Here is a 26,384-nt window from a genome sequence, read left to right on the forward strand (position 1 = left end):
ATAGTAGATGTTTAGTTAGCGGTTTGATTATCTCGTTTTTTCTCATAATCAACTCGCACAATTTCCAGTGCCTCAAGTACGGTGTTGGGATCAATATGATTGGTTTCAAATAAGTAAATCAAATCAACCGCTAACTGAACTGATTTAGGGGCATCTTTTAATTCCATTATGGCTCCGATTAATATTTATCTTCTTGTCGTTCAATACTCTTTTCTATAGAAACTAGGGCACTTTTACAACGCGCTAGGCGATTTTCAAGAGCAGCAATCTCTTTTTGTAATTCTTGTTGGCGTACAAAGCCTTGTGCTTGAGTTAAAGCAAGCTCTCTATCTTGGATCATCGACTGTAATCGGCGCTCGTAATCCTGATGTTGGGCAAGTTTTTGGTATAAATCGACACTTTTTTTGCGTTGACTAAGCTGGTTTTCTTGCTTTCTTAGTGTTTGTGTCGATAATTCACGAGTTAATGCTTCAATTTGTTGTAGGATTTGTGTTGCCAGAAACTTAACTTGCTGGCTACGTTGTGCCTCAACACAAGTTATTAACTGAGTAAAATTATCGCGGATCTGTTGCATATAACCACCAAGAGAATCACTACGGTGGTGAAATAGTGCTGTGTCGAAGCAAGGTGCTGCAATTTTTTTGTTTGCAATTGGCGCTAAGGTTTCGGCGAGATTGTCGATCTGTTTTTTAAACAAACTCAATGGATCTGTTTTTTTCATTTGGGCTTTGTACCTGTTTTGCTAAAAACATGAATTGACTTAAAGCAACAAAAAAGAGTTGTTCACTGGCTTTCTGTTGCATTTTAACGGCATATTGCATAGATTCTATCGTTTCGTTTTTTATTATGGCACTGATTATGACTGCTAACGCGCAACAACTGCAATTTATTAAAGACAGCATTGAAACCATTCCTGATTACCCTAAAGAAGGGATCTTATTCCGTGATATTACGACATTACTGGATAATCCCGCGGCATATCAGGCAACGATTGATTTATTAGTTGAGCACTATCAAGGTCAGGGTATCACTAAAGTTGTAGGTACCGAAGCCCGCGGGTTCTTATTTGGTGCCCCAGTTGCTTTACGTTTAGGTGTGGGTTTTGTGCCAGTGCGTAAAAAAGGTAAATTGCCTCGTGAGACGCTTAGTGAAACTTATGATCTAGAGTACGGTACAGATACATTAGAGATCCATAAAGACAGCATTACGGATAAAGATAAAGTATTAATGGTTGATGACTTATTAGCAACTGGTGGTACTATCGAAGCGACTGCTCGTCTTATTCGTCGTTTAGGTGGAACTGTAACAGAAGCTGCATTTATTATCTGTTTACCTGATTTAGGCGGTATTGAGCGTCTAGAAAAAGAAGGGATCCATAGCTTCACATTAGTTAATTTCCCAGGGCATTAATGCTTTTTTAGTGTCAATCAGATGCTTAATGCATTTGCTGGTAAATACCTATCATCGTGCGGGTGTATCAAAATGTATGACCCAATACATTGGGCCCGCACAATAGTCACCGCTTTAAAGTGTGCGGATAATTTCATCAATATCTCATTTGTTTCCTACAGATCTCGCTCAATAGGCTATCCCTGTGTTAGCATAGAGATAAATCTTGTTCATATTTAGCGGAATCAATGAGCTATCAGGTACTTGCCCGAAAGTGGCGCCCACAAACTTTTAACGATGTTGTCGGTCAACGTCATGTTTTGACCGCATTGGCTAATGGTCTTGATCACCAAAGGTTACATCATGCTTATCTTTTTTCTGGCACTCGCGGTGTTGGAAAAACGACGATCGCCCGTCTATTTGCTAAAGGGCTGAATTGCGAAACAGGCATAACCAGTAAACCTTGTGGTAAATGTGCTAATTGCCTTGAGATAGAACAAGGGCGTTTTGTTGATTTAATAGAAATCGATGCGGCATCAAGAACGAAAGTTGAAGATACACGAGAGCTACTCGATAATGTTCAATATGCGCCGGCTCGTGGTCGTTTTAAAGTCTATCTTATTGACGAAGTGCATATGCTTTCTCGTCATAGTTTTAATGCGTTACTTAAAACGTTAGAAGAGCCACCTGAACACGTTAAATTCCTGTTGGCTACCACAGATCCTCAAAAACTACCTGTTACTATCTTATCTCGTTGTTTGCAATTTCACCTGCGGGCACTTGATGTTGACCAAATAGCGACACAGCTTGAGAAAGTACTATCCGCAGAACACATTGAAAATGATGTGCGAGCACGCCAATTAATTGCCCGTGCAGCAGATGGAAGTATGCGTGACGCATTAAGCTTAACCGACCAAGCAATTGCGAGTGGCGAAGGTATTGTAAGTACAGAAGTCGTTAGTCGTATGCTAGGCACGATCGATGATGCACAACCATTAGCACTGATTGAAGCTTTAGTAAAAGCAGATGGTCAACAAGTGATGTCGTTGGTTAATGAGGTTGCTTTAAGAGGAACGGATTGGGAAAACTTTTTAGTCGAAACGCTCTCATTATTACATCAAATTGCGATGTTACAACTTTTGCCGAGTGAAAATAATCCCCAAGAGCAATTTACACAAGAGCGTTTACGTTTATTAGCCAAATCAGTGTCGCCACAAGATTTACAACTTTATTATCAAACTTTATTAGTTGGGCGAAAAGAGTTGGCTTATGCGCCAGACAGACGTATGGGTGTAGAAATGACCCTTCTCAGGGCGCTTGCTTTTCATCCTAAAACTGTCATTGATGAAATCCCTACGGCTCCTTTAGCGCAAACATTGCCTTTAGCATCACAGCCGAATCAACAGCGAGTTGAAACATCGGCGCCTCAAGTGAGAAGCAATATGGCAACGGCGACACCCAAAGTATCACCGTCGCCAGAAAACAGTGCTGCATTAGGAAATAGCCCTGCGGCACAACTGTTAAGAGCACGGCAAGCCATAAGGGGAGCTGAGCAAGAAACGCCACCAAAAAAGCCTCAACCGGCGACGCCTAAACAGGCTAAGCCGGCTGCTAGTGCATTAGAGCGGCTAGCAGCCGTCAGTGAAAAACGCCAGCAAAGGGTTAATGAAAAACGGTCATCTGTTGCAGTCGAGAAAAAGAAAAAAGAAGCTTATCAATGGAAGCCACAAAATCCACAGGCACAAGTAACTGAGCCCGTGGTCTCTTCACCGAAAGAGATCAAAGAAGTTCTTGAGTATGAAAAAACGCCTGAATTAGCCGCTAAAATTGCGCAAGAGTCGCAACAGCGGGACGAGTGGGCGGCGGAAATAGCTAAAATGCCATTGCCGAAGTTAGTGCAGCAGTTAGCGTTAAATGCCTATAAAGAGACGGTCGGTGAAGAAACGATCATTTTGCATTTACGCAGTAAGCAGAAACATTTAAATTCAGCAAATGCACTACGAACACTGACAAATGCGCTAAGTGAATTGCATGGAAAAGCAATTTCACTCACAATTATAGAAGATGATAATCTAACGGTTAAAACGCCGTTAGAATGGCGACAAGCCATTTATGAAGAGAAGTTGGCGTTAGCGCGTCAATCGATTACTACGGATAAAACCATTCAGACATTACAGCACTATTTTGATGCTGAATTGGATGAAGAGAGTATCCGGCCTGTTTAATCGCAACATGTTGTATATTTCTATACAGCGTAGCTTTTACAAAGAGAGACAATTATGTTCGGAAAAGGTGGTTTGGGCAATCTGATGAAACAGGCCCAACAGATGCAAGAAAAAATGCAGCAAATGCAAGAAGAGATCGCAAACTTAGAAGTCACCGGTGAATCTGGTGCTGGCTTAGTGAAGATCACTATCAATGGTGCTCATAATTGCCGTCGTGTTGAAATAGATCCTAGTCTGCTAGAAGATGACAAAGAGATGTTAGAAGATCTGATTGCTGCCGCCTTTAATGATGCTGCACGTCGCATTGAAGAGACACAAAAAGAGAAGATGGCATCAGTCTCTAATGGTATGCAATTGCCACCAGGCTTTAAGATGCCATTCTAATGCAAACTAGCCCTCTTCTTGAATCATTAATGGAAGCGTTGCGTTGTTTACCCGGCGTTGGACCAAAATCAGCGCAACGAATGGCTTTTCATCTGCTTCAACGTGATAGAAGCGGAGGAATGCGACTTGCACAAGCATTAACGCGTGCAATGTCTGAAATTGGTCACTGTTGTGATTGTCGAACATTTACTGAAGAAGAGCGTTGTACGATCTGTGCTAATGCTCGACGTCAGCAAAATGGTCAGATATGCGTAGTGGAAAGCCCGGCAGATATTCATGCTATCGAGCAGACAGGGCAGTTTGCAGGTCGATACTTTGTGTTAATGGGACATCTATCTCCGCTAGATGGCATTGGTCCCATGGATATTGGCTTAGATAGACTTGAAGAGCGTCTAAGCCAAGAGCCTATATCAGAAGTGATTTTAGCCACCAATCCTACGGTGGAAGGTGAAGCTACAGCAAACTATATTGCTGAGATATGCGCTCAATATGATATTGCTGCTAGCAGAATAGCACATGGCGTGCCTGTTGGTGGTGAATTAGAAATGGTGGATGGTACCACGTTGTCACACTCTATCGCGGGACGCCAGAAGATCCACTATTAATACACAAAAGATTTAATAAAAAAGCACCTTGTTATCAATATAATGAGGTGCTTTTTTTTGATTTTACTGTCACCTTGACTGATATTGTTAATATTGCCTCAATTATATTAATAATGACTATTTGTTGCTTATTTGTGATCTAAATCTCCCTTTTTTGTATAATAAAAAAGATTTTTTATGTAATTAATAGTTTTCTAACTTATTGATAGTCATAAAATTGTTATCTCGATCACAAAAAAAATACCTTTTAACATCAGTAAAACCACTCAACTGAGAAAATAGACCGCTTAACTCACTATATAACCGTTTAGCGATTTAATAACACTATTCATCAGACATTCTTCATATGATGTCACTGCGGGTCATTATTTTCATATTCGCTCAAATTATTATCAATTGTCCCGTACTACTCTTTGGCTGTTCGGTCTTGCCTGAAAAAAAGGTGTCTCATGAACAAAAATACATTTCTTAAGCACATACCTTGGGTGATCCTCGGGATTATTGGTGCTTTTTGTCTGTCAGTGGTTGCACTACGCCGTGGTGAACACGTCAGTGCATTATGGATAGTTGTTGCTTCTGTTGCGGTCTACTTAGTCGCTTATCGTTATTACAGTCTTTATATTGCTCAAAAAGTAATGAAGCTCGATCCTACTCGAGCCACTCCTTCAGTAATTAATAATGATGGTTTGAACTATGTTCCAACTAATCGTTATGTCCTCTTTGGTCACCACTTTGCCGCTATTGCGGGTGCTGGACCACTTGTCGGGCCAGTATTGGCTGCCCAAATGGGTTATTTACCCGGTACACTGTGGTTATTAGCTGGGGTGGTACTTGCTGGAGCCGTACAAGACTTTATGGTGCTGTTTATTTCGACGCGCCGTAATGGTAACTCTCTCGGTGAGATGATAAAGAAAGAGATGGGGCCTGTACCGGGAACTATCGCGCTGTTCGGCTGTTTCCTTATCATGATCATCATTCTTGCGGTGCTAGCTCTGATTGTAGTGAAAGCATTAGCAGAAAGTCCTTGGGGAGTATTCACCGTCTGTTCAACAGTACCTATTGCCCTATTTATGGGGATCTATATGCGCTATATTCGCCCAGGTCGTGTGGGTGAAGTTTCTGTTATTGGTATTGTTTTACTGATTGCCGCTATTTGGTTTGGTGGCGTTATCGCGAGTGATCCTTACTGGGGGCCTGCATTAACCTTTAAAGACACCACTATTACTTTTGGGTTGATTGGTTATGCGTTTATCTCTGCTTTACTGCCAGTATGGCTGATTTTAGCCCCTCGTGATTATTTAGCGACTTTCCTAAAAATTGGTGTAATTGTTGGTTTAGCTATCGGGATTGTTATTCTAAATCCTGAGTTAAAAATGCCCGCGATGACCCAATATATTGATGGTACAGGACCATTATGGAAAGGGGCTCTATTCCCATTCTTATTTATTACTATTGCTTGTGGTGCAGTTTCTGGTTTCCACGCACTGATTGCATCAGGTACCACACCTAAATTGATCGCTAATGAAATGGATGCGCGTTTTATTGGTTATGGCGCAATGTTAATGGAATCATTTGTTGCGATCATGGCATTAGTGGCTGCCTCTATTATTGAACCAGGTCTCTATTTTGCGATGAATACACCGCCTGCCGGATTAGGCATTACAATGCCAAATCTGCATGAGTTAGGGGGTGAAAACACCGCAATGATTATGGATCAATTAAAAGATGTCACCGTACACGCGGCTGCGACAGTTAGCTCATGGGGCTTTGTTATCTCGCCTGATGAGATTTTACAAACTGCCAAAGATATAGGTGAGCCTTCTGTACTTAATCGTGCTGGTGGTGCACCTACGTTAGCGGTGGGTATTGCTATGGTGTTCCATAAAATTTTACCTGCGGCAGATATGGGCTTCTGGTATCACTTTGGGATCTTATTTGAAGCACTCTTTATTTTAACAGCATTAGATGCAGGAACTCGTTCTGGTCGTTTTATGCTGCAAGATTTGTTAGGTAATTTTATCCCATACTTGAAGAAAACAGACTCTTTTATTGCTGGTGTTATCGGTACAGCAGGTTGTGTCGGTTTATGGGGTTATCTATTGTACCAAGGTGTTGTTGATCCACTGGGTGGTGTTAAGAGCTTATGGCCACTGTTTGGGATCTCCAATCAGATGTTAGCGGCTGTTGCACTTGTTTTAGGTACGGTCATCTTAATCAAGATGAAGAGAACGAAATACATCTGGGTAACCGTTATTCCTGCGGTATGGTTATTAATTTGTACAACATGGGCGCTAGGATTAAAACTGCTCAGTAATGATCCGCAAATGGAAGGTTTCTTCTATCTTGCTAATGAGTACAAAGCGAAAATCTTAGCCGGTGGGGCAGATCTTACTGCCGCAGAAATCACCAATATGAACCACATTGTGATTAATAACTACACCAATGCAGGTTTAAGTATTCTGTTCTTAGTGGTTGTTTACAGCATTATTTTCTACGGTATCCGTACCGCAATGAAAGCACGTAAAAATCCGAAAGAGTCAGCACAAGAAACACCATATGTACCTATGCCAAAAGATGTGAAGATATCTTCAGGTCATTAATCTTAGGCGAATAGGCTAAAAACCCCCGCACTCACTTAATGAGTGCGGGGCTTAGGAGAAACTTATGTTTGGTAATTTAGGGCAAGCTGGAAAATATCTAGGACAAGCCGCTCGTATGTTAATAGGTATTCCTGATTATGATAACTATGTGCAGCACATGAAGGACAACCATCCTGATAAACCAGTGATGACCTATAACGAGTTTTTCCGTGAACGTCAGGAAGCCCGTTATGGTGGCGGTGATGGTAAAGGTGGTTTCCGCTGTTGCTAATAATCTGTAAAGGAGACAAATAATGGAACCTATTGCAGTAACAATATTGACTGGCTTTTTAGGATCGGGAAAAACAACGCTTTTACGCCATATGCTCAATGAGGAGCATGGCTATAAAATTGCGGTGATTGAAAATGAATTTGGTGAAGTGCCTATCGATGATGAAATTATTGGTGATAGAGCAACACAAATAAAAACACTCACCAATGGCTGTATTTGTTGTAGTAAATCGAATGAGCTTGAAGATACTTTGCTCGATCTCTGCGATAGTCTTGATCGTGGTGACATTGTGTTTGATCGCCTAGTGATTGAGTGTACAGGGATGGCTGATCCGGGGCCTATCACACAAACATTTTTTTCTCATGAAGTGATCTGCCAACGCTATTTATTAGATGGCATTATTACACTGGTTGATACAATCCATGCTCAGCAACAGTTAGATCAATTTGCTATTGCACAATCTCAAATTGGTTATGCGGATCGCATTCTATTAACTAAAACAGATATTCAACCTGCGAGCCAACAATTACTTGCTCGTTTAAGACGTATTAATGCTAGAGCGCCTACCTATACGGTGATCAATGGGCAAATAGATTTAGCACTATTATTTAACGTAAAAGGCTTTATGTTGAATGATACTTTAGAGGTCAAGCAACCCCTGTTTCGTTTTCAGCCAGAAAAACAAGATGATATTCAGTCTATTGTACTAAATTTTGATTATCCCGTTGAGTTACAAGCAGTCTCTGATGTTATGGAGTCTTTGTTATTGAGCTTTGCCGATAACCTATTACGTTATAAAGGGATATTAAATATTAAAGATAGTCCTAACCGGTTGTTATTCCAAGGAGTGCAACGATTATATAGCGCTGATTGGGATAGACCTTGGCAAGAGAATGAAACTCGTCAAAGCACCTTAGTCTTTATTGGTATTCATCTGCCAGAAGAAGAAATAAAAGCCAGTTTCGATGCGTTAATGCATAACACTAAAGAATATGAGTAATAGCGATTGTTTGAGAAAAGTGTTTGTTGGTAGTGATGTAATAGCAGTAAGTAGTAAGCAGTAAATAGCAGTAACGAATATTAATCATGCTCCTGGACTTGAGGAGGATCCTGTTCCTAGGATCTTATGTTTCACCCCATAATAACCATTATGGGGTGTTTTTTTTATACTAATTAGCCGTTAGCAACAGCTTTATATTCCATAATTTCAATAATTTGTACATCAGTATGTTGCATTGCTCGACTAGCTAATGCACAAAGATTCTCGATCGTCATATCAACATCATGAGTGACAATGCCGTCATTACCAGTCACGCAGGTATCATCTAGCGCCATTAATACCGCTTTATAAGCGGCACTTGCTCCTGTCGACACTTTCATCGCACAACTGTTAGAGGCACCATCACAAATCACGCCACTAATATCGCCAATCATACTACTAATTGCCATTGCCATGGGTTCATAGCGTTCTTCCATTAACCACGCAATAGCACCAGCAGCTCCCATTGATGCGGTTGTTGCGGCACATAGTGCGGAGAGTGCCGGGAATTTGTGGTGAATATAAATGGCTAATAAATGTGAAAGCATTAATGCTCTTGCCATTTTTTCTTCACTAACCTGTAAATATTCAGCAACCACCACAACAGGCATTGTAGCTGCAATACCTTGATTTCCTGAACCTGAGTTACTCATTGCGGGGAGTACGGCACCGCCCATACGTGCATCAGAAGCCGCTGAAGTGCGGATCATAATTTCAGAAAGCAGATCTTTAGCTAATAAGCCACGTTGTTGCTGGCGTTGTAAGGTTTGACCAATATGCAAACCGTAAGTATTGTTCAAGCCTTCTTTTGATAATGCGTCATTTAATTGCGCCGATTGCAAAATAAAAGAAATTTCTTCTACAGGAGCTTGAGTAATAAACTGATAGATTTCTCGTGTGTTAGTGTTGGTTAAGGCTTGCTTAATTTGGCAAGGCGAGGCCGTTTGTTCAGATTGTGATGATAATTTATCAAGCACTACCTGACCATTATGGATAATTTTAACAATATTAGTATGATCACCTGCAATAATGACGGTGGCACTGTTTTCACCATCTTCAACGGTAACCTCAGAGTAAAGCACCTCTTGGCAGGCTTTTTTTATTGATACGCAGACAATGCCTGAATTTAATAGATTTTTACTCAACTCAACTTGTTCTGGTGTGGCATTTTTTAATACTTCTAGACCTGCTTCACTATCTCCAGCAACAGCCCCTAAACTAGCCGCAATAGATAATCCCACCATACCCGTGCCCGGTACAGTCACTCCCATTCCGTTTTTCATTAAGTTAGGAGAAACCTCTGCGCTAATACGGGTGATATTATGTTGCAGATAACGAGCTGCAGTGGCAGCAGCTAATGCAAGTGAAATGGGTTCGGTACAACCTAAAGCTGGCTTCACTTGTTGCTTAACAGCTTCAATTAATATTTTCCAGTAGGAAGATAATTGTTCTTTCATTGCATTATGTCCAATAAATAGTTTAATAATTCAAGGCGTTATATTGTAATTTTGATGCTTTGATCATACTGAATCTATTGGAGAAAATGTTTTCTGAATTTCCTAAGCGGGTGTAAATTTTGAGAAAAAAATACTATTTACAGATATTAAATTAGTAATATTTTATCTTGGATAAGTATGGATTATTGAAGAATTTGATGTAGCAGTAATAGTATCAAATCGAACAAAATAATTTCTTTAATGATAGTTGATGATTATAAATAAAAAACAATAGAATGAATGACTCATTCTATTGTTAGTATAATATCATACTTAATGTGGGCTAACTCAGAATAGTTAAATAAATGACCAGCCAGTGATGATGATAGCATCACTTACACTCATTATTTAACATAGTGAATATTATGACTTTTTGCAGCTTTGGTATAGGAATAATCTGAGGTTTTTTTATAAATATATTTATCTATTTGCATGATGTAGATAATAGTAAAATAATAATTAAAATATTCTTTACTATTTTTTATTTAAAATGATTAACAATAAAATAGTTACTATTAATTTTTAGATGGTGAATATTTATAAATTGCCTGAAGCAAATAAATGCTTCAGGCGAGTTACTTAATAATAAAATATAGCAATAATGGCGCAGTGGAAAACAAAACCAACCATAAGAGGAACAGCAGTTCTTTTTACCACATCAAAGGGTTGCAATTTAGCTCCACTGGAAACCGCAATGATCACGCCAGCCACAGGAGACATGCCGCGTCCCATATGTGATGCCTGCTGCATAGGTAAAATCATTGCAATTGGATTAACCCCCATGCTATGGGCAATTTGTGGAATAAGTTCAACGAATGCAAGGAAAGGTGCATTACCTGAGCCCATAATAATTGCGGCAGCCAATGTCACGATAGCGAACACTAATGCCATGGCAAATGGTGGTAGACCAACAGATTCCGCCATAACGATCAGGCTGTCTATTGCACCACTGACTTTAATACCATGAGCAAAAACACCCGCTGCGACTAATAGCCCAACAACATTACTAAATGCAGAACCCATACCCTTTAGAAAATGTTGGAAGCCTGCACACACTGATTTAAAATCACGTAAGCGTAATGTTTCAATCAGCATACAAATTGCCATTGAAATTAATACAATAGTGACGACATCAAGGTGAATACCTTCAACAAATAGGCTTGATGAACTTACTGCCATAATAATAGGTAACATTGGCAGTAGGGCATAAAAGCCGGGGATATTTTTATCACTTTTGGCTTCTTCTGCTATTTTTCCTAATTGGGGTACAAAACCCGCTTTGCGATCACAATGGCGTTGCCAGAAGATATGGGTAATACCAACAGCTAATACAGTTGCAATCGCCGCAGGCCCTTGGTAGTAAAGCACATACTCAACCACGCCTAAGTCAACCGCTTTTGCACCTCGAATAGCATCAATCGCTGTTGGCGTGTAAGCAACGCCTAATGAAGTTGCAATGACACCGGCAGCAGATGCTGGAGATAAACCTAGTCCTATCATAATGGGGAACATGGTACCCATTAGTAGAACGGCCAATCCTGTGGCTGACGGAATAGCAAGTTGCAAAATACTCGCGAGTAAAAAAGAGAAAAATAGCAACACATAAGGTGAGCGCATATTTTTCAATGGGCGAGTTGCAACACGTACAACAGCTTCATTAGCACCAATATGATCCATATAATGGGCGAATCCCATGAGTGCCATGATCATCAGACCTAAATCTGCAGCACGACTACTAAAGAGATCACGCATAACCTCAAAGGGATCTAGCCAGCTAATACCGGTTGTTTTGACATTTTTAGGCAGAATATCTCCCCAACCAAATATCATTGTTAGTGCCATTAAGATTAAACCAGCAACTAACAAAACCGGCTCGGCTTTATATCCTTTTAAGATCATTCTAGCGACAATAATAACGACAATTAAGACCGCAAGAATTTGGATCATGCTTTAGCTCCGGGGGCAAAACGCTCTGCGGTGATCTTAACGACAGATTTCAATACATCGCTGGCAGCATAAAGCGATTTAACGGGAAGATATTCATAAATAGAGTGGAAATTGTGCGCCCCGGTAAAGATATTAGGGCAAGGTAATCCTTTTTGCGATAATGCTGCTCCATCATAGCCACCCCGCATAGGGATTGGACGAGGGGTAATACCATTGGCTTTATAAGCATCAATAGCAATATCGATAGGATATCGATTTTCACCTTGTAGACTATTAAAGACATTTGCATAACGATCGGCTTGCTTACAAACAACAGTCCCTTCACCCCATAACGCTTCACATTGCTCTGAAAGTTGTTTTAAAAATGCCATACGATGGGCGTAGCCTGCTTCTGTGAAATCACGCACATCCATTTTTAATACAGTACGTGCGCTATTACCCGCCAGTTGTTTTACCCAATAATAACCTTCACGACCTTCGGTATATTCCGGTGCTTCACCACCCGGTAACATCGCAATAAATTTATGAGCCATTAACAGTGAATTTTTTAATTTACCTTTTGCTGACATCGGGTGTGCTGAGGTTCCGATAAAGGTTATTTCAACATCACCGGCATTCCAATTTTCATATACAAGTTCACCAATACCACAACAATCTAAAGTATAAGCAAAGTCTGCGCCGAATTCTGTTACATCAAAGGCTTTTGCACCACGTAAACCTTGCTCTTCATCGGGTACAAAACCAATTTTAACTGTACCGTGTTTGACTTCTGGATGTTGTTTAAAATATTGCAACATATCCATAATAGAGGCGATAGCCGCTTTGTCGTCAGCGCCTAATAAGCTAGTACCATCTGTTACGATGATATCGTCACCAATATAGTTTTCTAATTCAGGGAATTCACTTTGACGTAAAAAAATCTCAAGTTCTTTGTTTAAGCAAAGGTCGCCACCTTTATAAGGTAAAATTTGTGCTTTAGTATCATTAGTTTGTTCTGCACTGGTATCTAAGTGACCAAAGAAAGCCACGGTAGGAACCTCATAATCAAGGTTAGAAGGTAGTGTCGCGGTAACAATGGCGGTATCGCGAATTTTGATATCTTCAACACCTAACGCCTTTAACTCTTCGACTAATTGTAAAGCGAGGACTCGCTGACCTTCCGATGAAGGCATAATCCCCGCTGCGCCATTTTCTCTATTTGTTGTAGTATTCACCTTGGTGTAAGAAATAAACCGATCAACAATGTTCATGATTAGACTCCGTTGTGTTTTTTGTATTTTATTTAATAAAATTCTGTTGTCTCATTATTGAGAATGAACAACAGTTACTTTTATCACAAAAAAAGCATTAAAGAATTATAAAAAAATAATTTTTTTTACAAGAAAATTTTAATGTTAATCAATGTTTAATTTTTGTTTTTTCATTATTAAAAAACTGTTTTTAATTATGAAAATATTTTAAAGTATAATTATTTTTAGAAAAAACAAAAATAAGTCTTTGTTAGTATAATTTATTGATTTTTTTAGTGATTTTTGATGTTTGAAATTATTTGTGAAGATAATGGTGAGTAATTAACTAAAAATTAATTACTTATTGATAGAATTTAGCGAAAGTATAATATTTAATTCTGCTAAATCTATTAGGGAGCAGATATGCAAATTAAAAGTTATTTAAAAAACACTCCATTATCGCTAAAAAGCATTAATAATGAGAGTTATAAATTTAATACAAAATTGAAATCAGCTATATTAAGTTGTTATAATACAATATCCTCTTTTATAAAACCATTTTTTCATAAAACTTCAAATAATTCAGAATTTAAAGTTCAGATTTCTAATATTGAAAATATGAAAAAGAATGAAAATATACAATTAGATAATAATAAAGTAATAAACACGCCTCACCCAATGAAAGATGATAATGCTAAATTTGGAGATTTATCTGAAGTACACAAAAAGTTTAAAGTTGATGAAATAATGAATTTAATCATTAATGATATTATCTCTGTTTTAGAAGAAAAACCTACATTAGAGAAAAAAGAAGTTCTACAATTTAAGAAAAATTTAAAACTTCACTCTAAAAGTATTTTATCATCTACTAAAGACTCATCTTTAACTGAGATTAAAAATAATTTTTTAGCATCAATCATCGATAGTATATTAAAGTCAGACGATAAAATAAAATATGAATTTGGGAATATTAATGCTTATGAATATTTTTTATTAAATAGTATAAATGAGACGGTTAGTCGTTTACTGGCTAATGATAAAAATCTTGTAAAAAATGGTGAGAAATAAAATGATAAGCGTGAATTATAAATCTTAAATAAATTTAAAATCATTAATGAATAATGTAGCAAGTTAACTTATTTAAAGCCAGTTTTTCAAGGCCTAATAATATTATTAGGCCTTGAAAGAGCATCAAATATCTAAGCGCTTAGCTTGCCATTTACGAGAGCGCCAACGCCATGCATTCGTTAAGCCTCGTAGCCACTCATCACAAAGAAAACCTATCCAAATCCCAATTAAGCCCATTTCCATTTTTATGCCAAGGAAATAGCCAACAGGAATAGCAACTCCCCACATAAAACAAACGGCTGTAATGAGTGGAAATTTGGCATCTCCGGCTGCACGTAACGCATTAACCATAACAATATTAAATGTACGCCCCGGTTCTAAAAAGACCGATAAAATAAATAAAGGTAACAGTTGGTCGATAATGCGTTGATCTTCGGTGATAGAATACAAAATAGGATCACGCATAAACCAATAAATAATCACCACACCAATAGTAAATAGTACACCTGCTTTTAGGCTTTTAAAACCCCGTGTAAATGCTTCATCAAATCGTTTTGCACCAACTAAATGACCGACTAATATTTCATTACCAATGCTAATCGCAATGCCAAATAACATTAAGAATAATGATAGTTGGAAATAGAGTGTTTGTGCGGCAAGAGGAACTTCTCCCATTAATCCTATAAAGGCAGAGGCGGTCATATAATGTAAAATCCACACTAGGTTTTCACCTGCAGCAGGTAAACCAATATGTAGAATTTTGGCTAACATATTTTTAGACCAAATCACTAATAGTCTTATATCGAATTTAATTCTTAATCCATAGAATAAAAGACCACATAATAAGACAACGGCAATAATACGACCGACAACTGTTGACCATGCAACACCCACTAAACCGTATTGTGGAAGCCCAAAGAAACCATATAGTACAATCATATTGCCGATAACAGTGACAATATTGGCAATTAACGTCACATACATCGCCGCTTTCGATTTACCATAAACCCGCAAACAGGCTGCTAAGATAATTGAAATTGCTTCAGGAATAAGACAAATACCCAAAATATGGAGATAGTTATAGCCATCTTGTACTAAATGCTCTGGCGTATTCATTACATTTAGTATGTTGTAGCCAAAAAAGAGAATAATAATGGCGCTACTAAAGCCCAGCAAAAAGTTAAAGGCGATAGAAATATGAATAGCTTGACTGGCTTTATCGCGCTTACCAGCGCCTAAATATTGAGCAATAACAACGCTACATCCCACGCTAATAAAGTTAAATATGGTGATAAAAAGATCAAAAACTTGGTTACCTACGCCCATTGCAGCTAAATAGGCAGTAGAGACATGGCTTATCATGTAAGTGTTAATCAATAGCGTGGCAAGATGAAGAAAAATATCAATAAAAATAGGCCAGCTAAGGGAAAAAAGTGAGCGATCCGCTACATCAGATTGATGCATTGAAAACCTTCTTAAAAACGAGTGAAATAGTGTTGTAAATATAATCAGAGGAAAGTGGAGCGATTTTACATGCTTTATGAATAAGGGAATAGCTAAATTGATGAACCAGTAGCAAAAAAACTTTTTATATGGTTTATTCGTTGATTATTAAACATTATTATCATTCAATAATGATTAACAACGAGAACAGGGAAATAAATGAATACTAAAATAAAAGTCGCTATTGTGGGCTATGGCAATATTGGGCGCTTTGCACTAGATGCAGTACTTGCAGCACCTGATTTTGAGTTAGTGGGGGTAGTTCGCCGTGATAGTCAAAATATTCCAGAAGAACTGCGAAATATAACAGTAACAAATGATATTAAAAGCTTAGGTAAGGTGGATGTTGCTTTATTATGTTCACCAACGAGAGCCATTAAAGATTTGGCTAAATCGATATTGAGCTTAGGTATTAATACCGTTGATAGTTTTGATGTCCACAGTGATATCGTTGCATTAAAAACAGAACTGGATGAGGTGGCGAAAAAGCATAACCGTGTTGCAGTGATTTCAGCGGGTTGGGATCCGGGTTCAGACTCTATTATTCGTACCTTAATGTTAGCTATGGCACCTAAAGGTATTACCTACACTAATTTTGGTCCCGGTATGAGTATGGGGCATAGTGTTGCCGCTAAAGCTATTGATGGTGTAAGAGATGCGCTATCAATGACTATTCCATTGGGCACTGGTGTACATCGGCGTATGGTTTATGTTGAATTAGAAACGGGTGCTAACTTTGCACAGGTTGAGCAAGCCATTAAGGCCGACAGCTATTTCTCATCTGATGAGACGCATATTAAACAAGTTGATAGTGTTGATAGCTTAAAAGATGTTGGTCACGGAGTACAAATGACCCACAAAGGAGTGTCAGGCAAAACACACAATCAATTATTTGAATATGCTATGCATATTAATAATCCAGCATTAACATCTCAATTTATGGTTTCTGCAGCCAGAGCAAGTATGAAACAACAAGCGGGTGCCTATACTGTGATTGAAATTCCCCCCGTTGATTTTTTAGCAGGGGATTTAACTACATTAATCGCAAAACTGGTGTAATCAGTTAGGCTTCTTGCAAATAAAATATTGCCCACATGATGTGGGCAATAGGATCAACGCTTAGGCAAACTTGATGATTTGAGATTAGCGTTTAATATTTTTAAACTCTTTTGTTGTTGCAGTTAAAGCGACTTCTGTTGGTAAACGTTCCATTGAACTTGCGCCATAAAAACCATGGCAATCAGGACAGTTATCAAGGATATATTGCGCATCTTTTGGTGTTGCTATAGGGCCACCATGACAAAGTACAATCACGTCAGAACGTACGGATTTTGCTGCTTTTGCCCAATCGTTAATAAGGGCGACACAATCATCTAAAGTAACGGCTGTTTCTGCACCAATATTGCCACCAGTGGTTAAACCCATATGAGGAACAATAATATCTGCACCGGCTTGTGTCATTGCAATGGCATCTTCACGACTAAAAACATAAGGTGTTGTGAGTAAGCCTTTTTCATGTGCTTTGCGGATCATCTCTACTTCAAGAGCATAACCCATACCTGTTTCTTCTAGATTAGCGCGGAAGTTACCATCAATTAAACCAACGGTTGGGAAGTTTTGTACGCCAGCAAAACCGATGGCTTTAACGTCATCTAAAAACTTATCAAAATTGCAGAATGGATCTGTACCATTAACCCCGGCAAGCACAGGTGTCTGTTTTACAACAGGCAATACTTCTTTTGCCATATCCATAACAATTTCATTGGCATTGCCATAGGCTAATAATCCTGCCAGAGAGCCACGACCCGCCATACGATAACGACCTGAATTATAGATAACAATCAGATCGATACCGCCAGCTTCTTCGCATTTTGCGGAAAGACCTGTTCCCGCACCGCCACCAATAATAGGCTCTTTACGTGCGATCATGTCATTAAATTTTTTGAGTAATACTTCACGTGAATAAGTCATACTTCTTTCTCCGTGGTTAGCAAATAAGTTCCTGGTGTAAATCATAAACTTGCTGATTAAATTCAGCAGAATTTATGTGGTAAGGACTGATGACTAATTGACGAGTCTCGGTCTCTTTAAATGTTGTTATAAATGCATCAAAAAATGCTTGGTTTGCTTGAGGATCCCAGAATGGCCCCCCTTCAATATCTAAAGCAGAAAAACCGCCCTGTGGAAAAATAAACGTCAGTGGGCCTTCACACTGATTCAATTTTTCAGCGATCCAGATCCCCATTTGACGATTTTCCCTTGGTGTTGTACGCATTAAGGTGACTTGCGAATTATGGTGATAGAAATGACGATCTTTATATTTCTCAGGTACGGTAGCAGGGCGACCAAAGTTCACCATATCCAACGCGCCACAAGAGACGATACAAGGTGTTTTAGTGCGGGCGATGGCACCAAAACGATCTTCATCACAAGCAAGGACACCCTCAAATAAATAATCACATACTTCGGTTGTTGTTAGATCAAGAACACTATGAAGTAAGTGGCTGTCTATCAGTTTTTCCATGGCTTTACCGCCACTCCCTGTCGCATGGAAAACTAAACAGTCATAATTATTTTCAAGTTTTTTAGTCAGTTGTTGAATACAAGGCGTAGTTACACCAAACATTGTTAATGCAACAGCTGGTTTATCAACACTATTTTCTTCTTGGTAAAAATAAACAGCGCCGGCAATTTGGTTGGCCGCATTTCTCAATACCTTACGAGAGATACGGTTTAAGCCGGATACATCTGTTACGGAGTACATCATTGAAATATCGCTAGCGCCGATATATCCGGAGATATCACCGGAAGCCATAGTCGATACCATCAATTTAGGTACGCCAATTGGCAAAGATTGCATTGCTGGTGTAATCAATGCTGTTCCCCCTGAGCCGCCTAATCCTAAAATAGCGAGGACATCGTCACAGTGGGTTAAATAACGTTCAAAAGCGACGGACATTGCTGCGATAGCTTTTCCACGGTCACCGCAAAACACGGCGTTTTTTCCATCAGGATGGTAACTAGCAACTTGTGCAGCTGTGACGTCAGCTTCTCTTTCTAATGCTGTAGGTTTGGTTGTCAAATCTACGGTTTTGACAGGAAGGCCTGCTTTTTTTATTAATTCACTGACATAAAAAATTTCAGCGCTTTTAGTATCAAGCGTAGTCGCAATATAAATGAAGCCAGCATACTGTTTCATAAGCCTTCCCTTACCTTTTATGATTATTGACGTGTAGATTATAATCACAATGAGACTTGAGTTTCATTTATAATAGCATTATTTTGAGACCCATGTCTCATTATTTTTATTTTTTCTCTTTTAAATGTCGCTTAGGTACACTCAATCGCCTAAAGTAAACTTTAATCGTATTAAGAATAGTTCTTAAAATCAGTATAGTAGCCACGAAAAGTGGAGTAATAGCGAAGGAATTTTTATGAGTTTTAGTCGTAATGAAATAGATACAATGTCAGGTACTCGAAAAAGAACCTACCAATTATTGGTGACAACGGCATTGCAACTTTTTGAACAAGGGATGTTACCTACCGTATCAGAGCTTGCAGCACATGCTGGTGTTTCAAGGGCAACGGCGTATCGCTATTTTCCCACTCAAAGTGATTTAATTAGTGCTACTGTTGATGCAAGTTTAGCACCGATCATTGCATGGCAGCCCACTCCAGAAGATAATACACAACAGCGTATTACTGCGTTGCTCAATCTTGCTTATCCACAAATGTTTAAACATGAAGGGGCGTTGCGTGGCGCATTGCAGGTTTCATTACAGCAGTGGGCTAAAGAGCGGCAATCAAGCGAATATACAGAAAAACGATTTATTCGTGGTCATCGTAAAGAGATCTTACTTAAAGTCATCGAACCATTAAAAGCGCATTATCCGCAAGAAATGTGGGATAAAGTGATAAAAGCTTTCTCACTTATTTATGGTTCTGAAGTTTTTTTAGTAATGAAAGATATCTGGAAAATGGATGATCAGCAGGTCATTGATATGACCCAATGGATGGCTAAAGCTATTTTAAATCAGGCAAAGTCAGATTTTCCGATAGATAACGATTAATTATTTGAATAAATCGGTTAAAATTGTATAAATCATTTACGTTTTAGCTATTGTAGGATCGTTATGTCACACAAAACTGCAGACCAAGAGTGGCTGGTAGAACAACTAAAATATATTGCACAGGGCATTGGTAAAACATTATCGCCTTTTTGTGAAGTTGTACTTCATGATCTGACCGATAGTGAAAATACCATTATGGTTATTGAAAATAATCTATCAGGTCGAAAAGTGGGGGATAGAGCAACTGAGCTAGGTATGGCAAGGATTGAATCGTCTGATTTTCCACAAATTGTTGCAAACTATCCTAATCAGTTTCCTGATGGTAGAACAGCTAAAAGTACATCGATTGGTATTAAAGATAAACAAGGCAATTATGTTGCTGCTTTATGTTTAAATATTGATATATCGATGATTAAAGGTTTACAAATGGTATTAAATCAATTTTCGACTCTTGAAGAGGGAAATCATATCATTGAAACTTTTAGCTCAGTAACAGAAGATTCGTTGAAAAAACGTATTGATGAATTTTCTGCAACTTATTCAGTGACACCAAGAGCATTGAAACCGCATCAACGACGCGAATTGCTATTGTGTTTACAGGATGAAGGTTATCTTTCACTTCGCAAAGCAATGGAGATTACTGCGCAATACCTCGGTGTTTCAAGAGCAACAGTGTATAACGATTTAAAAGAATGATTAAACGATAAGTTATTTTTTAAATTACAGCGGAATACAAATCATTAAACTAAAAAAAGATATCATTTTTGATATCTTTTTTTATTTCTATTTTAAATTAAATGTGATTTTTATTGTAAATGATTAATTAATTACTACTGTGTTATTTTTGTAAGTATAAATTGATAAAAAGAATAAAATAAACAGTTAATTTATTAATGTAAGGGCAATAAAATGAATAGAGTTAATGATGTAGGTGTATTTAATAAGGGAATAGAGTTATCTACTAAGAAAGATTATTTAGGATCATGTTATGTAACTTTTGCAAAGAACATAAAGGATATTTCTAATACAACGGCTAAGCCCAGTTTTATAAAAAAAGTTATTCATATGATGGAACGATTTACAATGTTTTTTGCAATTAGCCAAACCGGTAGAATGGGAATAAGTAATAGAGATGGGAATTTAAATAGATATAATGAAACACGTACTAATTTAGAGAATAAGGTGAAAGATTTAAAGTGTAAGATTGATGAGTTTAATAATAAACTAACAAAAAAAGATAATGTAGATAGGGAAAAAGCTGAGATAGCTACAATTACAGCTGAATATCATAACCTAAACCATTTTCTCTCTTTAATAGAGAATGAAAATTCAAGTTTTAAAGATAGATATAGTTTTTTCAATTATTTAAATGAGTTGCAACGAGCGGAGAATTTTTGCCGAAGTTCATCAAATACAGATTATAATCATCTGGCGGATGAATTTGAGAATATTATTAAGGAAAGAGTTGAAAGAATAAAAAAAGAAGATGTTATAAAAATATTTAATGAAGTGTTGATAAGATATGATAATGAAACTCGATTTAAAAATAGCAATGAAAGAATACTAGCTAATTTTTCAAGTAATAAGGAGAAAGAAAAATTTCTGTCTAAAATAAATTTTCTAGTCTGTGTTTCAAAATATAATCTTCCTCTTATGGTAGAGGTAGAGAATCTTAAAGAAGAATTTCCAGTAAAGTTACGGAAAATAATGAATGTAATTCTTTATGAAGAAAGTATAATGAGTGAAATTCTTAATAAAGCGAATATTGATTGCGTATATAGCTATTCACTTAATAAAGTGCAAAATATTTGGATTGAAGAATATATAAATAAGTTTTATGGTGGTGAAGAAATAATAATAATGGATAAAAGTACAGATGATAATGTCGCTTATTTTGTGGGGGATTTTGAGTGGGATGATTTTGATGGAATTAATAATACTAATAATGACAATATGGATTCTAAACGTAATCTTTCTGAAGTAAGTGAAATTATTCAGGAAAAATTAAATAAATATGTTAAAGGCGATAAAATATCTGATTTAACTTCTATTCTGGAAAACATAGAACTAGATAAATTAGGAGGAAAAGAAATATATACTTTAATTTCTATTCTGAAAGAGATAGAACGAGGTAAATTAGGAGATAACGAAATATATACTTTAATTTCTATTCTGAAAGAGATAGAACTAGATAAATTAGAATGGAAAGAAATATATACTTTAATTTCTATTCTGAAAAGGATGGAACTAGGTAAATTAGAATGGGACGAAATATATACTTTAATTTCTATTTTGAAAAGGATGGAACTAGGTAAATTAGAATCGAAAGAAATATATAATTTAATTTCTCTTCTGAAAGAGATAGAACTAGGTAAATTAGGAAGGAACGAAATATATACTTTAATTCCTATTCTGAAAGGGTTAGAACTAGGTAAATTAGAATCGGAAGAAATATATACTTTAATTCCTCTTCTGAAAGAGATAGAACGAGGTAAATTAAGAGGGAATGAAATATATAATTTAATTTATATTCAGAAAGAAACAGAACTAGATAAATTAGAAAAAGAGGAAAAACAAGCTTCAGTTTCTCTTGTGGAAGAACTAGGTGAATATGTCGTTGAAATGGGAAATGACAACTATGTGTCTTCATTTTTATAAGAAAAATAAATATTTTATAGTGTAAAATATTTATAATACTTTGTTTAAATAATATTTTTTGTCACTAATCGGATAATTTTCTAAGGTGCCAAAAACTTCAAATCCCTGCTTTTGATAAAAAGGCAGGGCTTGAAAGCTAAAAGTATCCACCTCAGCATATTTGGCACCTTTCTTTTTAGCTGTATTTTCCATTGCTTGCAGTAATTCTGTACCAATATTGTTACCACGATAGGCCTTATCAACCCATAGATAACGAATACGTAGCCAATTACCTAATATATCACCAGTGATCCCACCTATTTTTTTACCATTTTCCTCTTTAAAAACGGCTAAGGGCGTATATTGCTCCATCTGAATATACTGAAGGTTATGTGTTAATAAGCCTTCATAAATTTCGTTGATTTCATTCGTCGTCGGGGCGGTAGTAATTTTTAATGACATAATTAGCTCTTAATATTAATAAAAATAATATTTAAATTATCATTATTTGTTTATTAAATATTTATACCAGTGATAGGATTAATACCATAATTAAAAAAACTGGATAACACAACATGTCATTTTTAAAAAAACTACCGGGAATTCTGTTTTGTGCACTAATTGGTGGGTTATTAACATTATCTGGTCTACCGATGGCGTTGATGTTTGGGCCAATCGTCGTGGTTATTATTGCTTATCGTTTTAAATGGCAGCTCTCTGTTCCTAAGCATACACTGACTTTTATCCAACTGACCTTAGGCACCTCTGTTGGATTGATGTTTAACCAAGTACATTTAGGGAGTGCGGATAATTTAGTGCTTCTTTTGATTATCCTCGTTATTTGTTTAGCCATTCAATTTGTTGTCAGTTTCTTATGGTTTCATCGTCATATTGGTTGGACAAAAGAAGAGGCTATGTTAGGCGCTGTACCTGGCGCGATGGCGGCTATTCTTGCTTTAACTGATCATACCAAAACACCACCACAAAAAATTGTTATTTCTCATACTATTCGTTTAATCGTATTGATTATTATGGCTGGATTTATTGTTGGCTCAGATAAAGCAACTTTTACGGAGTTTACATTACCTGAAATGACACTGTTGTCATCGATATGGTTATTATTAATTGTCGCGTTAGGGCTAGTATCTGGGCTTTTATTACAGAGAATTCATTTTCCAGCACCGTTTATGTTGACATCATTAGGCAGTGCAATATTGGTACAATCTTTTGTCAGTGAGCCGATTGCTTTTCCAATGCTATTAAATGAACTCAGCATGGTGTTAATTGGGATGAATATTGGCGCACATTTTGTGGTTTTTCCTTTTGCTTCGTTAATTAAAAATGCTTTTTCCTCTGTGCAGGTGGTCATTATCAACGTTATTTTAACGGTGATCGTTGCATTGAGCGCGGCTTATTTAACAGGGGCGCCTTGGACAACGTTAGTATTAGCTTGGGCACCGGGAAGTATGGAAGCAATGACATTTGCCGCGATCACTATGAATGTCGATGCGGCTTTTGTGATGTCGAATCATATATTGCGTATGTTGATCATTCAAAGTATTCCTTCTATTGCCTTGTTTTACAGTGAACGAAAGCAGAAAAGAAAACGTGAGTAAAATAGCAATAACAGTAAGATATCGACAGATATAATAAATTGAAAAGCCACTGTATCAGTTTGATAGAGTGGCTTTTTTATACAATTAATAGTTTAGTAAGCTAAGTGATTTTTGGGCTAGTAGTTGACATTTTTTGTTATGAGCAATTTGTATATTTTTTAAATCCTGATAACTATCTTCATTAAGCTTGCTCATTGGGAGCATTGAATAATTAGAGACATCCCACTGCTGAGATTGTGAAAAAATAATCAGCGCTCGTTCTATTTTTTGTTTTGAGATCTGCTCATAACCACAATCATTATTTAAAAACAGGTATACCGCGGTTAAATCAGCTAAGTCTTCTGCTTGAGTATAAGTGAGTGCTTTTGCACTAGAAGAAAAAAGCGTGGCAAAAGAAAGAATAACAGTGCAGAACAAAGCGAACATTTTTTTCATTAGTGGTGACATTCCTATATGTGATGATTTCACAAGATTTGTTATTTGACTTAATTAAGTTAAAAGTTTTGCAAAGACCCGTTGCTTTGTGTGGTTTCTATTTGACCTTCCAGTAAGGGGAGACTTTAGCATTGCTCAATAGTTTATCGATAAATTTATTTACCTAATTATGACAAATATAGAGTAATTGATTTTATTCAAAGGAATACATTATGCAACGTCGTGAATTTTTAAAATTAGGGGCAACATTAAGCGCCGTCACACTATTACCAAGTTGGAGCCGTCTCGCATTCGCCCAAACTAACACGCCTTCACTCGCTATTCCACCTCAAATTAGCCCAGACAAACAACAAAAGATTGTTCTTAATATCCAACAAGGTGTTTCCCAGTTTACTGCTACAGCAAGTACAACTACTTGGGGGTATAACGGTAGCTTATTAGGCCCAGCATTAAAATTAAAACGTGGTGAACCTGTTACTATTGAGATCAATAACACGCTACCAGAGACTACGACGGTGCATTGGCATGGTCTTGAGATAAGTGGTGAACAAGATGGAGGTCCTCAAGCGACTATCGCACCGGGTAAATCACGAACAGTAACTTTTACGCCAGATCAAGCGGAGTCGACATGTTGGTTTCATCCCCATACTCATGGGATCACCGGAAAACAGGTGGCAATGGGGTTAGGGGGATTAGTGATCATCGAGGATGACGAAACGGCCAAGCGAAAGTTACCTCACCGCTGGGGAGTGGATGATTTACCGGTTATTTTACAAGACAAACGCTTAGACAGTAACGGTCAAATTGACTATCAACTTGATGTGATGAGTGCTGCAGTAGGTTGGTTTGGCGACATGATGCTCACTAATGGTGCGATTCAACCGCAACACATTGTACCAAAAGGTTGGATTAGATTACGTTTCCTCAATGGTTGTAATGCACGTAGTCTTAATTTAGCCACCAGTGATGGCCGACCAATGTATGTAATTGCTAGCGATGGTGGGTTATTAGCGGAACCAGTCAAAGTGACAGAACTCCCTATTTTAATGGGGGAGCGTTTTGAAGTACTGGTTGATACCTCAGATGGACGTGATTTCGATATTGTCACTTTACCTGTCCGACAAATGGGGATGGTATTAGCGCCATTTGATAATGTATTACCTGTATTACGTCTACTGCCTTCAGCAGAAAAAGCGGTGGGTATTTTACCTGATCAATTAGCCTTAATTCCTGCATTACCATCACTAAGTCATATTGCGACACGTTCATTACATTTACGTATGGATATGCGTTTAGATATGCAAGGTATGATGGCGCTAACGGAGCGTTACGGTGATAAAGCGTTAGCGGGAATTCACCACGGTATGAGTCATATGCGTCAGGGCAATGGAAATGGCATGATGGGGGGCGGCATGAATTGCGGTCATGGCTCTGCGGATGTCGATATTTATAATGCAAATAGCATCAATGGGATCCCATTCTCAATGACCGAACCTGCATTTGATGTTAAACAAGGGGTTTATGAACGCTGGCTGGTTTCTGGTCGTGGCGACATGATGTTACATCCATTCCATGTTCACGGAACACAGTTTCGTATTTTATCGGAAAATGGGCGTAAACCTGAAAAACATCGCCAAGGTTGGAAAGATATTGTCAGAGTGGAAGGGCAAATTAGCGAGATCCTTGTAAAATTTGACCATTTAGCGACAAAGGAACACCCATTTATGGCTCACTGTCACTTATTAGAACATGAAGATACAGGAATGATGGCGGGCTTTACGGTGAGTCGATAATTTTTACTGTAATAAGTAACAAAATTAGCGATAAAAGTTTGCAAAGGGAGTAAAGCTAATATTTTATTCCCTTATTT

General features: G+C 37.6%; 24 protein-coding genes. 14 read left to right on the forward strand and 10 right to left on the reverse strand.

Features of this window, described 5'->3' with window-relative positions; translation table 11 throughout:
• Positions 1-11: 11 nt before the first annotated feature.
• Positions 12-167 carry a pleiotropic regulatory protein RsmS gene (gene rsmS / locus AACV00_RS04790; RefSeq protein ID WP_004245067.1) on the reverse strand — a complete coding sequence of 52 codons (156 nt, stop codon included), beginning with the start codon at positions 165-167 and terminating at the stop codon, positions 12-14.
• Positions 168-178: 11 nt separating this feature from the next.
• Entirely contained in the window at positions 179-721 is a 543-nt protein-coding gene (gene priC, locus AACV00_RS04795; RefSeq protein ID WP_004247249.1) for a primosomal replication protein PriC, read from the reverse strand.
• A gap of 137 nt (positions 722-858) precedes the next feature.
• On the opposite strand from priC, the gene apt reads away from it, so the two are divergent.
• From apt to yjiA, 7 genes are all read left to right on the forward strand, one after another.
• Positions 859-1,410, forward strand: a complete 552-nt coding sequence (gene apt, locus AACV00_RS04800) for an adenine phosphoribosyltransferase (RefSeq protein ID WP_012367485.1) — start codon at positions 859-861, stop codon at positions 1,408-1,410.
• A gap of 227 nt (positions 1,411-1,637) precedes the next feature.
• Positions 1,638-3,614, forward strand: coding sequence for a DNA polymerase III subunit gamma/tau (dnaX, locus tag AACV00_RS04805; RefSeq protein WP_004247250.1), 1,977 nt, complete (start codon positions 1,638-1,640; stop codon positions 3,612-3,614).
• A 54-nt stretch (positions 3,615-3,668) separates the two neighbouring features.
• Positions 3,669-3,998, forward strand: a complete 330-nt coding sequence (locus AACV00_RS04810) for a YbaB/EbfC family nucleoid-associated protein (RefSeq protein ID WP_004245060.1) — start codon at positions 3,669-3,671, stop codon at positions 3,996-3,998.
• Positions 3,998-4,603 (forward strand): recombination mediator RecR, encoded by a 606-nt coding sequence (gene recR / locus AACV00_RS04815; protein WP_004245059.1) that lies wholly within the window; start codon positions 3,998-4,000, stop codon positions 4,601-4,603. The genes AACV00_RS04810 and recR overlap by 1 nt, the downstream gene beginning before the upstream one ends.
• A gap of 449 nt (positions 4,604-5,052) precedes the next feature.
• Positions 5,053-7,203 (forward strand): carbon starvation CstA family protein, encoded by a 2,151-nt coding sequence (locus AACV00_RS04820; RefSeq protein ID WP_004245058.1) that lies wholly within the window; start codon positions 5,053-5,055, stop codon positions 7,201-7,203.
• 64 nt (positions 7,204-7,267) lie between these two features.
• Positions 7,268-7,474, forward strand: a complete 207-nt coding sequence (locus AACV00_RS04825; RefSeq protein WP_004245057.1) for a YbdD/YjiX family protein — start codon at positions 7,268-7,270, stop codon at positions 7,472-7,474.
• Positions 7,475-7,496: 22 nt separating this feature from the next.
• Positions 7,497-8,474, forward strand: coding sequence for a GTPase (gene yjiA / locus AACV00_RS04830; protein ID WP_004252542.1), 978 nt, complete (start codon positions 7,497-7,499; stop codon positions 8,472-8,474).
• A gap of 173 nt (positions 8,475-8,647) precedes the next feature.
• Here yjiA and AACV00_RS04835 read toward each other — a convergent pair whose 3' ends face one another.
• The 3 genes from AACV00_RS04835 to pepT all read right to left on the reverse strand — a co-directional run bounded on the left by AACV00_RS04835 (position 8,648) and on the right by pepT (position 13,206).
• Positions 8,648-9,970 (reverse strand): L-cysteine desulfidase family protein, encoded by a 1,323-nt coding sequence (locus AACV00_RS04835; protein WP_004245055.1) that lies wholly within the window; start codon positions 9,968-9,970, stop codon positions 8,648-8,650.
• A gap of 618 nt (positions 9,971-10,588) precedes the next feature.
• A complete protein-coding gene (dcuC, locus tag AACV00_RS04840; protein ID WP_004245054.1) occupies positions 10,589-11,956 on the reverse strand; it encodes a C4-dicarboxylate transporter DcuC in 1,368 nt (455 codons plus the stop codon).
• Positions 11,953-13,206, reverse strand: coding sequence for a peptidase T (gene pepT, locus AACV00_RS04845; RefSeq protein ID WP_004245053.1), 1,254 nt, complete (start codon positions 13,204-13,206; stop codon positions 11,953-11,955). The genes dcuC and pepT overlap by 4 nt, the downstream gene beginning before the upstream one ends.
• A gap of 402 nt (positions 13,207-13,608) precedes the next feature.
• On the opposite strand from pepT, the gene AACV00_RS04850 reads away from it, so the two are divergent.
• Positions 13,609-14,253: a hypothetical protein gene (locus AACV00_RS04850; protein WP_036919792.1), complete on the forward strand. Its 645-nt coding sequence runs from the start codon at positions 13,609-13,611 to the stop codon at positions 14,251-14,253.
• A gap of 123 nt (positions 14,254-14,376) precedes the next feature.
• On the opposite strand, the gene AACV00_RS04855 is transcribed toward AACV00_RS04850, so the two are convergent.
• Positions 14,377-15,717, reverse strand: a complete 1,341-nt coding sequence (locus AACV00_RS04855) for an MATE family efflux transporter (RefSeq protein ID WP_036919794.1) — start codon at positions 15,715-15,717, stop codon at positions 14,377-14,379.
• A 198-nt stretch (positions 15,718-15,915) separates the two neighbouring features.
• On the opposite strand from AACV00_RS04855, the gene AACV00_RS04860 reads away from it, so the two are divergent.
• The gene (locus AACV00_RS04860) at positions 15,916-16,815 is read left to right on the forward strand and encodes a diaminopimelate dehydrogenase (RefSeq protein ID WP_012367487.1); all 900 of its coding nucleotides are present in this window, start codon (positions 15,916-15,918) and stop codon (positions 16,813-16,815) included.
• An 84-nt stretch (positions 16,816-16,899) separates the two neighbouring features.
• Here the strand turns inward: AACV00_RS04860 and AACV00_RS04865 are convergent, their stop codons facing one another.
• A complete protein-coding gene (locus tag AACV00_RS04865; protein ID WP_004247257.1) occupies positions 16,900-17,727 on the reverse strand; it encodes a phosphoenolpyruvate hydrolase family protein in 828 nt (275 codons plus the stop codon).
• Positions 17,728-17,743: 16 nt separating this feature from the next.
• Positions 17,744-18,955: a Tm-1-like ATP-binding domain-containing protein gene (locus AACV00_RS04870; protein WP_004247258.1), complete on the reverse strand. Its 1,212-nt coding sequence runs from the start codon at positions 18,953-18,955 to the stop codon at positions 17,744-17,746.
• A gap of 235 nt (positions 18,956-19,190) precedes the next feature.
• Between AACV00_RS04870 and AACV00_RS04875 the strand changes: the two genes are divergently transcribed.
• The 3 genes from AACV00_RS04875 (at position 19,191) to AACV00_RS04885 (ending at position 22,484) form a co-directional block, all read left to right on the forward strand.
• Positions 19,191-19,826 carry a TetR/AcrR family transcriptional regulator gene (locus AACV00_RS04875; protein WP_004247259.1) on the forward strand — a complete coding sequence of 212 codons (636 nt, stop codon included), beginning with the start codon at positions 19,191-19,193 and terminating at the stop codon, positions 19,824-19,826.
• Between the two features lie 63 nt (positions 19,827-19,889).
• Positions 19,890-20,522: a helix-turn-helix transcriptional regulator gene (locus AACV00_RS04880; protein WP_004245045.1), complete on the forward strand. Its 633-nt coding sequence runs from the start codon at positions 19,890-19,892 to the stop codon at positions 20,520-20,522.
• A 213-nt stretch (positions 20,523-20,735) separates the two neighbouring features.
• A complete protein-coding gene (locus tag AACV00_RS04885; protein ID WP_161679926.1) occupies positions 20,736-22,484 on the forward strand; it encodes a hypothetical protein in 1,749 nt (582 codons plus the stop codon).
• A gap of 30 nt (positions 22,485-22,514) precedes the next feature.
• Here AACV00_RS04885 and AACV00_RS04890 read toward each other — a convergent pair whose 3' ends face one another.
• Positions 22,515-22,925, reverse strand: coding sequence for a GNAT family N-acetyltransferase (locus tag AACV00_RS04890; RefSeq protein ID WP_004245043.1), 411 nt, complete (start codon positions 22,923-22,925; stop codon positions 22,515-22,517).
• 113 nt (positions 22,926-23,038) lie between these two features.
• Between AACV00_RS04890 and AACV00_RS04895 the strand changes: the two genes are divergently transcribed.
• Positions 23,039-24,079: an AbrB family transcriptional regulator gene (locus AACV00_RS04895; RefSeq protein WP_036919802.1), complete on the forward strand. Its 1,041-nt coding sequence runs from the start codon at positions 23,039-23,041 to the stop codon at positions 24,077-24,079.
• Between the two features lie 84 nt (positions 24,080-24,163).
• Here the strand turns inward: AACV00_RS04895 and AACV00_RS04900 are convergent, their stop codons facing one another.
• Complete coding sequence (locus AACV00_RS04900; protein WP_004247264.1) at positions 24,164-24,514, reverse strand: YacC family pilotin-like protein; 351 nt, start codon at positions 24,512-24,514, stop codon at positions 24,164-24,166.
• A gap of 212 nt (positions 24,515-24,726) precedes the next feature.
• Here AACV00_RS04900 and cueO point away from each other — a divergent pair, with 212 nt between their 5' ends.
• Positions 24,727-26,307 carry a multicopper oxidase CueO gene (gene cueO, locus AACV00_RS04905; protein WP_004245040.1) on the forward strand — a complete coding sequence of 527 codons (1,581 nt, stop codon included), beginning with the start codon at positions 24,727-24,729 and terminating at the stop codon, positions 26,305-26,307.
• Positions 26,308-26,384: the final 77 nt, after the last annotated feature.

The sequence above is a fragment of the Proteus sp. G3927 genome, assembly GCF_963894685.1.
GTDB classification, from domain to species: Bacteria; Pseudomonadota; Gammaproteobacteria; order Enterobacterales; family Enterobacteriaceae; genus Proteus; species Proteus mirabilis.

Bases quoted from the DNA above. Each gene is read 5' to 3' on its own strand.
- rsmS (WP_004245067.1), bottom strand. From the start codon at position 167: ATGGAATTAAAAGATGCCCCTAAATCAGTTCAGTTAGCGGTTGATTTG.
- priC (WP_004247249.1), bottom strand. From the start codon at position 721: ATGAAAAAAACAGATCCATTGAGTTTGTTTAAAAAACAGATCGACAAT.
- apt (WP_012367485.1), top strand. From the start codon at position 859: ATGACTGCTAACGCGCAACAACTGCAATTTATTAAAGACAGCATTGAA.
- dnaX (WP_004247250.1), top strand. From the start codon at position 1,638: ATGAGCTATCAGGTACTTGCCCGAAAGTGGCGCCCACAAACTTTTAAC.
- AACV00_RS04810 (WP_004245060.1), top strand. From the start codon at position 3,669: ATGTTCGGAAAAGGTGGTTTGGGCAATCTGATGAAACAGGCCCAACAG.
- recR (WP_004245059.1), top strand. From the start codon at position 3,998: ATGCAAACTAGCCCTCTTCTTGAATCATTAATGGAAGCGTTGCGTTGT.
- AACV00_RS04820 (WP_004245058.1), top strand. From the start codon at position 5,053: ATGAACAAAAATACATTTCTTAAGCACATACCTTGGGTGATCCTCGGG.
- AACV00_RS04825 (WP_004245057.1), top strand. From the start codon at position 7,268: ATGTTTGGTAATTTAGGGCAAGCTGGAAAATATCTAGGACAAGCCGCT.
- yjiA (WP_004252542.1), top strand. From the start codon at position 7,497: ATGGAACCTATTGCAGTAACAATATTGACTGGCTTTTTAGGATCGGGA.
- AACV00_RS04835 (WP_004245055.1), bottom strand. From the start codon at position 9,970: ATGAAAGAACAATTATCTTCCTACTGGAAAATATTAATTGAAGCTGTT.
- dcuC (WP_004245054.1), bottom strand. From the start codon at position 11,956: ATGATCCAAATTCTTGCGGTCTTAATTGTCGTTATTATTGTCGCTAGA.
- pepT (WP_004245053.1), bottom strand. From the start codon at position 13,206: ATGAACATTGTTGATCGGTTTATTTCTTACACCAAGGTGAATACTACA.
- AACV00_RS04850 (WP_036919792.1), top strand. From the start codon at position 13,609: ATGCAAATTAAAAGTTATTTAAAAAACACTCCATTATCGCTAAAAAGC.
- AACV00_RS04855 (WP_036919794.1), bottom strand. From the start codon at position 15,717: ATGCATCAATCTGATGTAGCGGATCGCTCACTTTTTTCCCTTAGCTGG.
- AACV00_RS04860 (WP_012367487.1), top strand. From the start codon at position 15,916: ATGAATACTAAAATAAAAGTCGCTATTGTGGGCTATGGCAATATTGGG.
- AACV00_RS04865 (WP_004247257.1), bottom strand. From the start codon at position 17,727: ATGACTTATTCACGTGAAGTATTACTCAAAAAATTTAATGACATGATC.
- AACV00_RS04870 (WP_004247258.1), bottom strand. From the start codon at position 18,955: ATGAAACAGTATGCTGGCTTCATTTATATTGCGACTACGCTTGATACT.
- AACV00_RS04875 (WP_004247259.1), top strand. From the start codon at position 19,191: ATGAGTTTTAGTCGTAATGAAATAGATACAATGTCAGGTACTCGAAAA.
- AACV00_RS04880 (WP_004245045.1), top strand. From the start codon at position 19,890: ATGTCACACAAAACTGCAGACCAAGAGTGGCTGGTAGAACAACTAAAA.
- AACV00_RS04885 (WP_161679926.1), top strand. From the start codon at position 20,736: ATGAATAGAGTTAATGATGTAGGTGTATTTAATAAGGGAATAGAGTTA.
- AACV00_RS04890 (WP_004245043.1), bottom strand. From the start codon at position 22,925: ATGTCATTAAAAATTACTACCGCCCCGACGACGAATGAAATCAACGAA.
- AACV00_RS04895 (WP_036919802.1), top strand. From the start codon at position 23,039: ATGTCATTTTTAAAAAAACTACCGGGAATTCTGTTTTGTGCACTAATT.
- AACV00_RS04900 (WP_004247264.1), bottom strand. From the start codon at position 24,514: ATGAAAAAAATGTTCGCTTTGTTCTGCACTGTTATTCTTTCTTTTGCC.
- cueO (WP_004245040.1), top strand. From the start codon at position 24,727: ATGCAACGTCGTGAATTTTTAAAATTAGGGGCAACATTAAGCGCCGTC.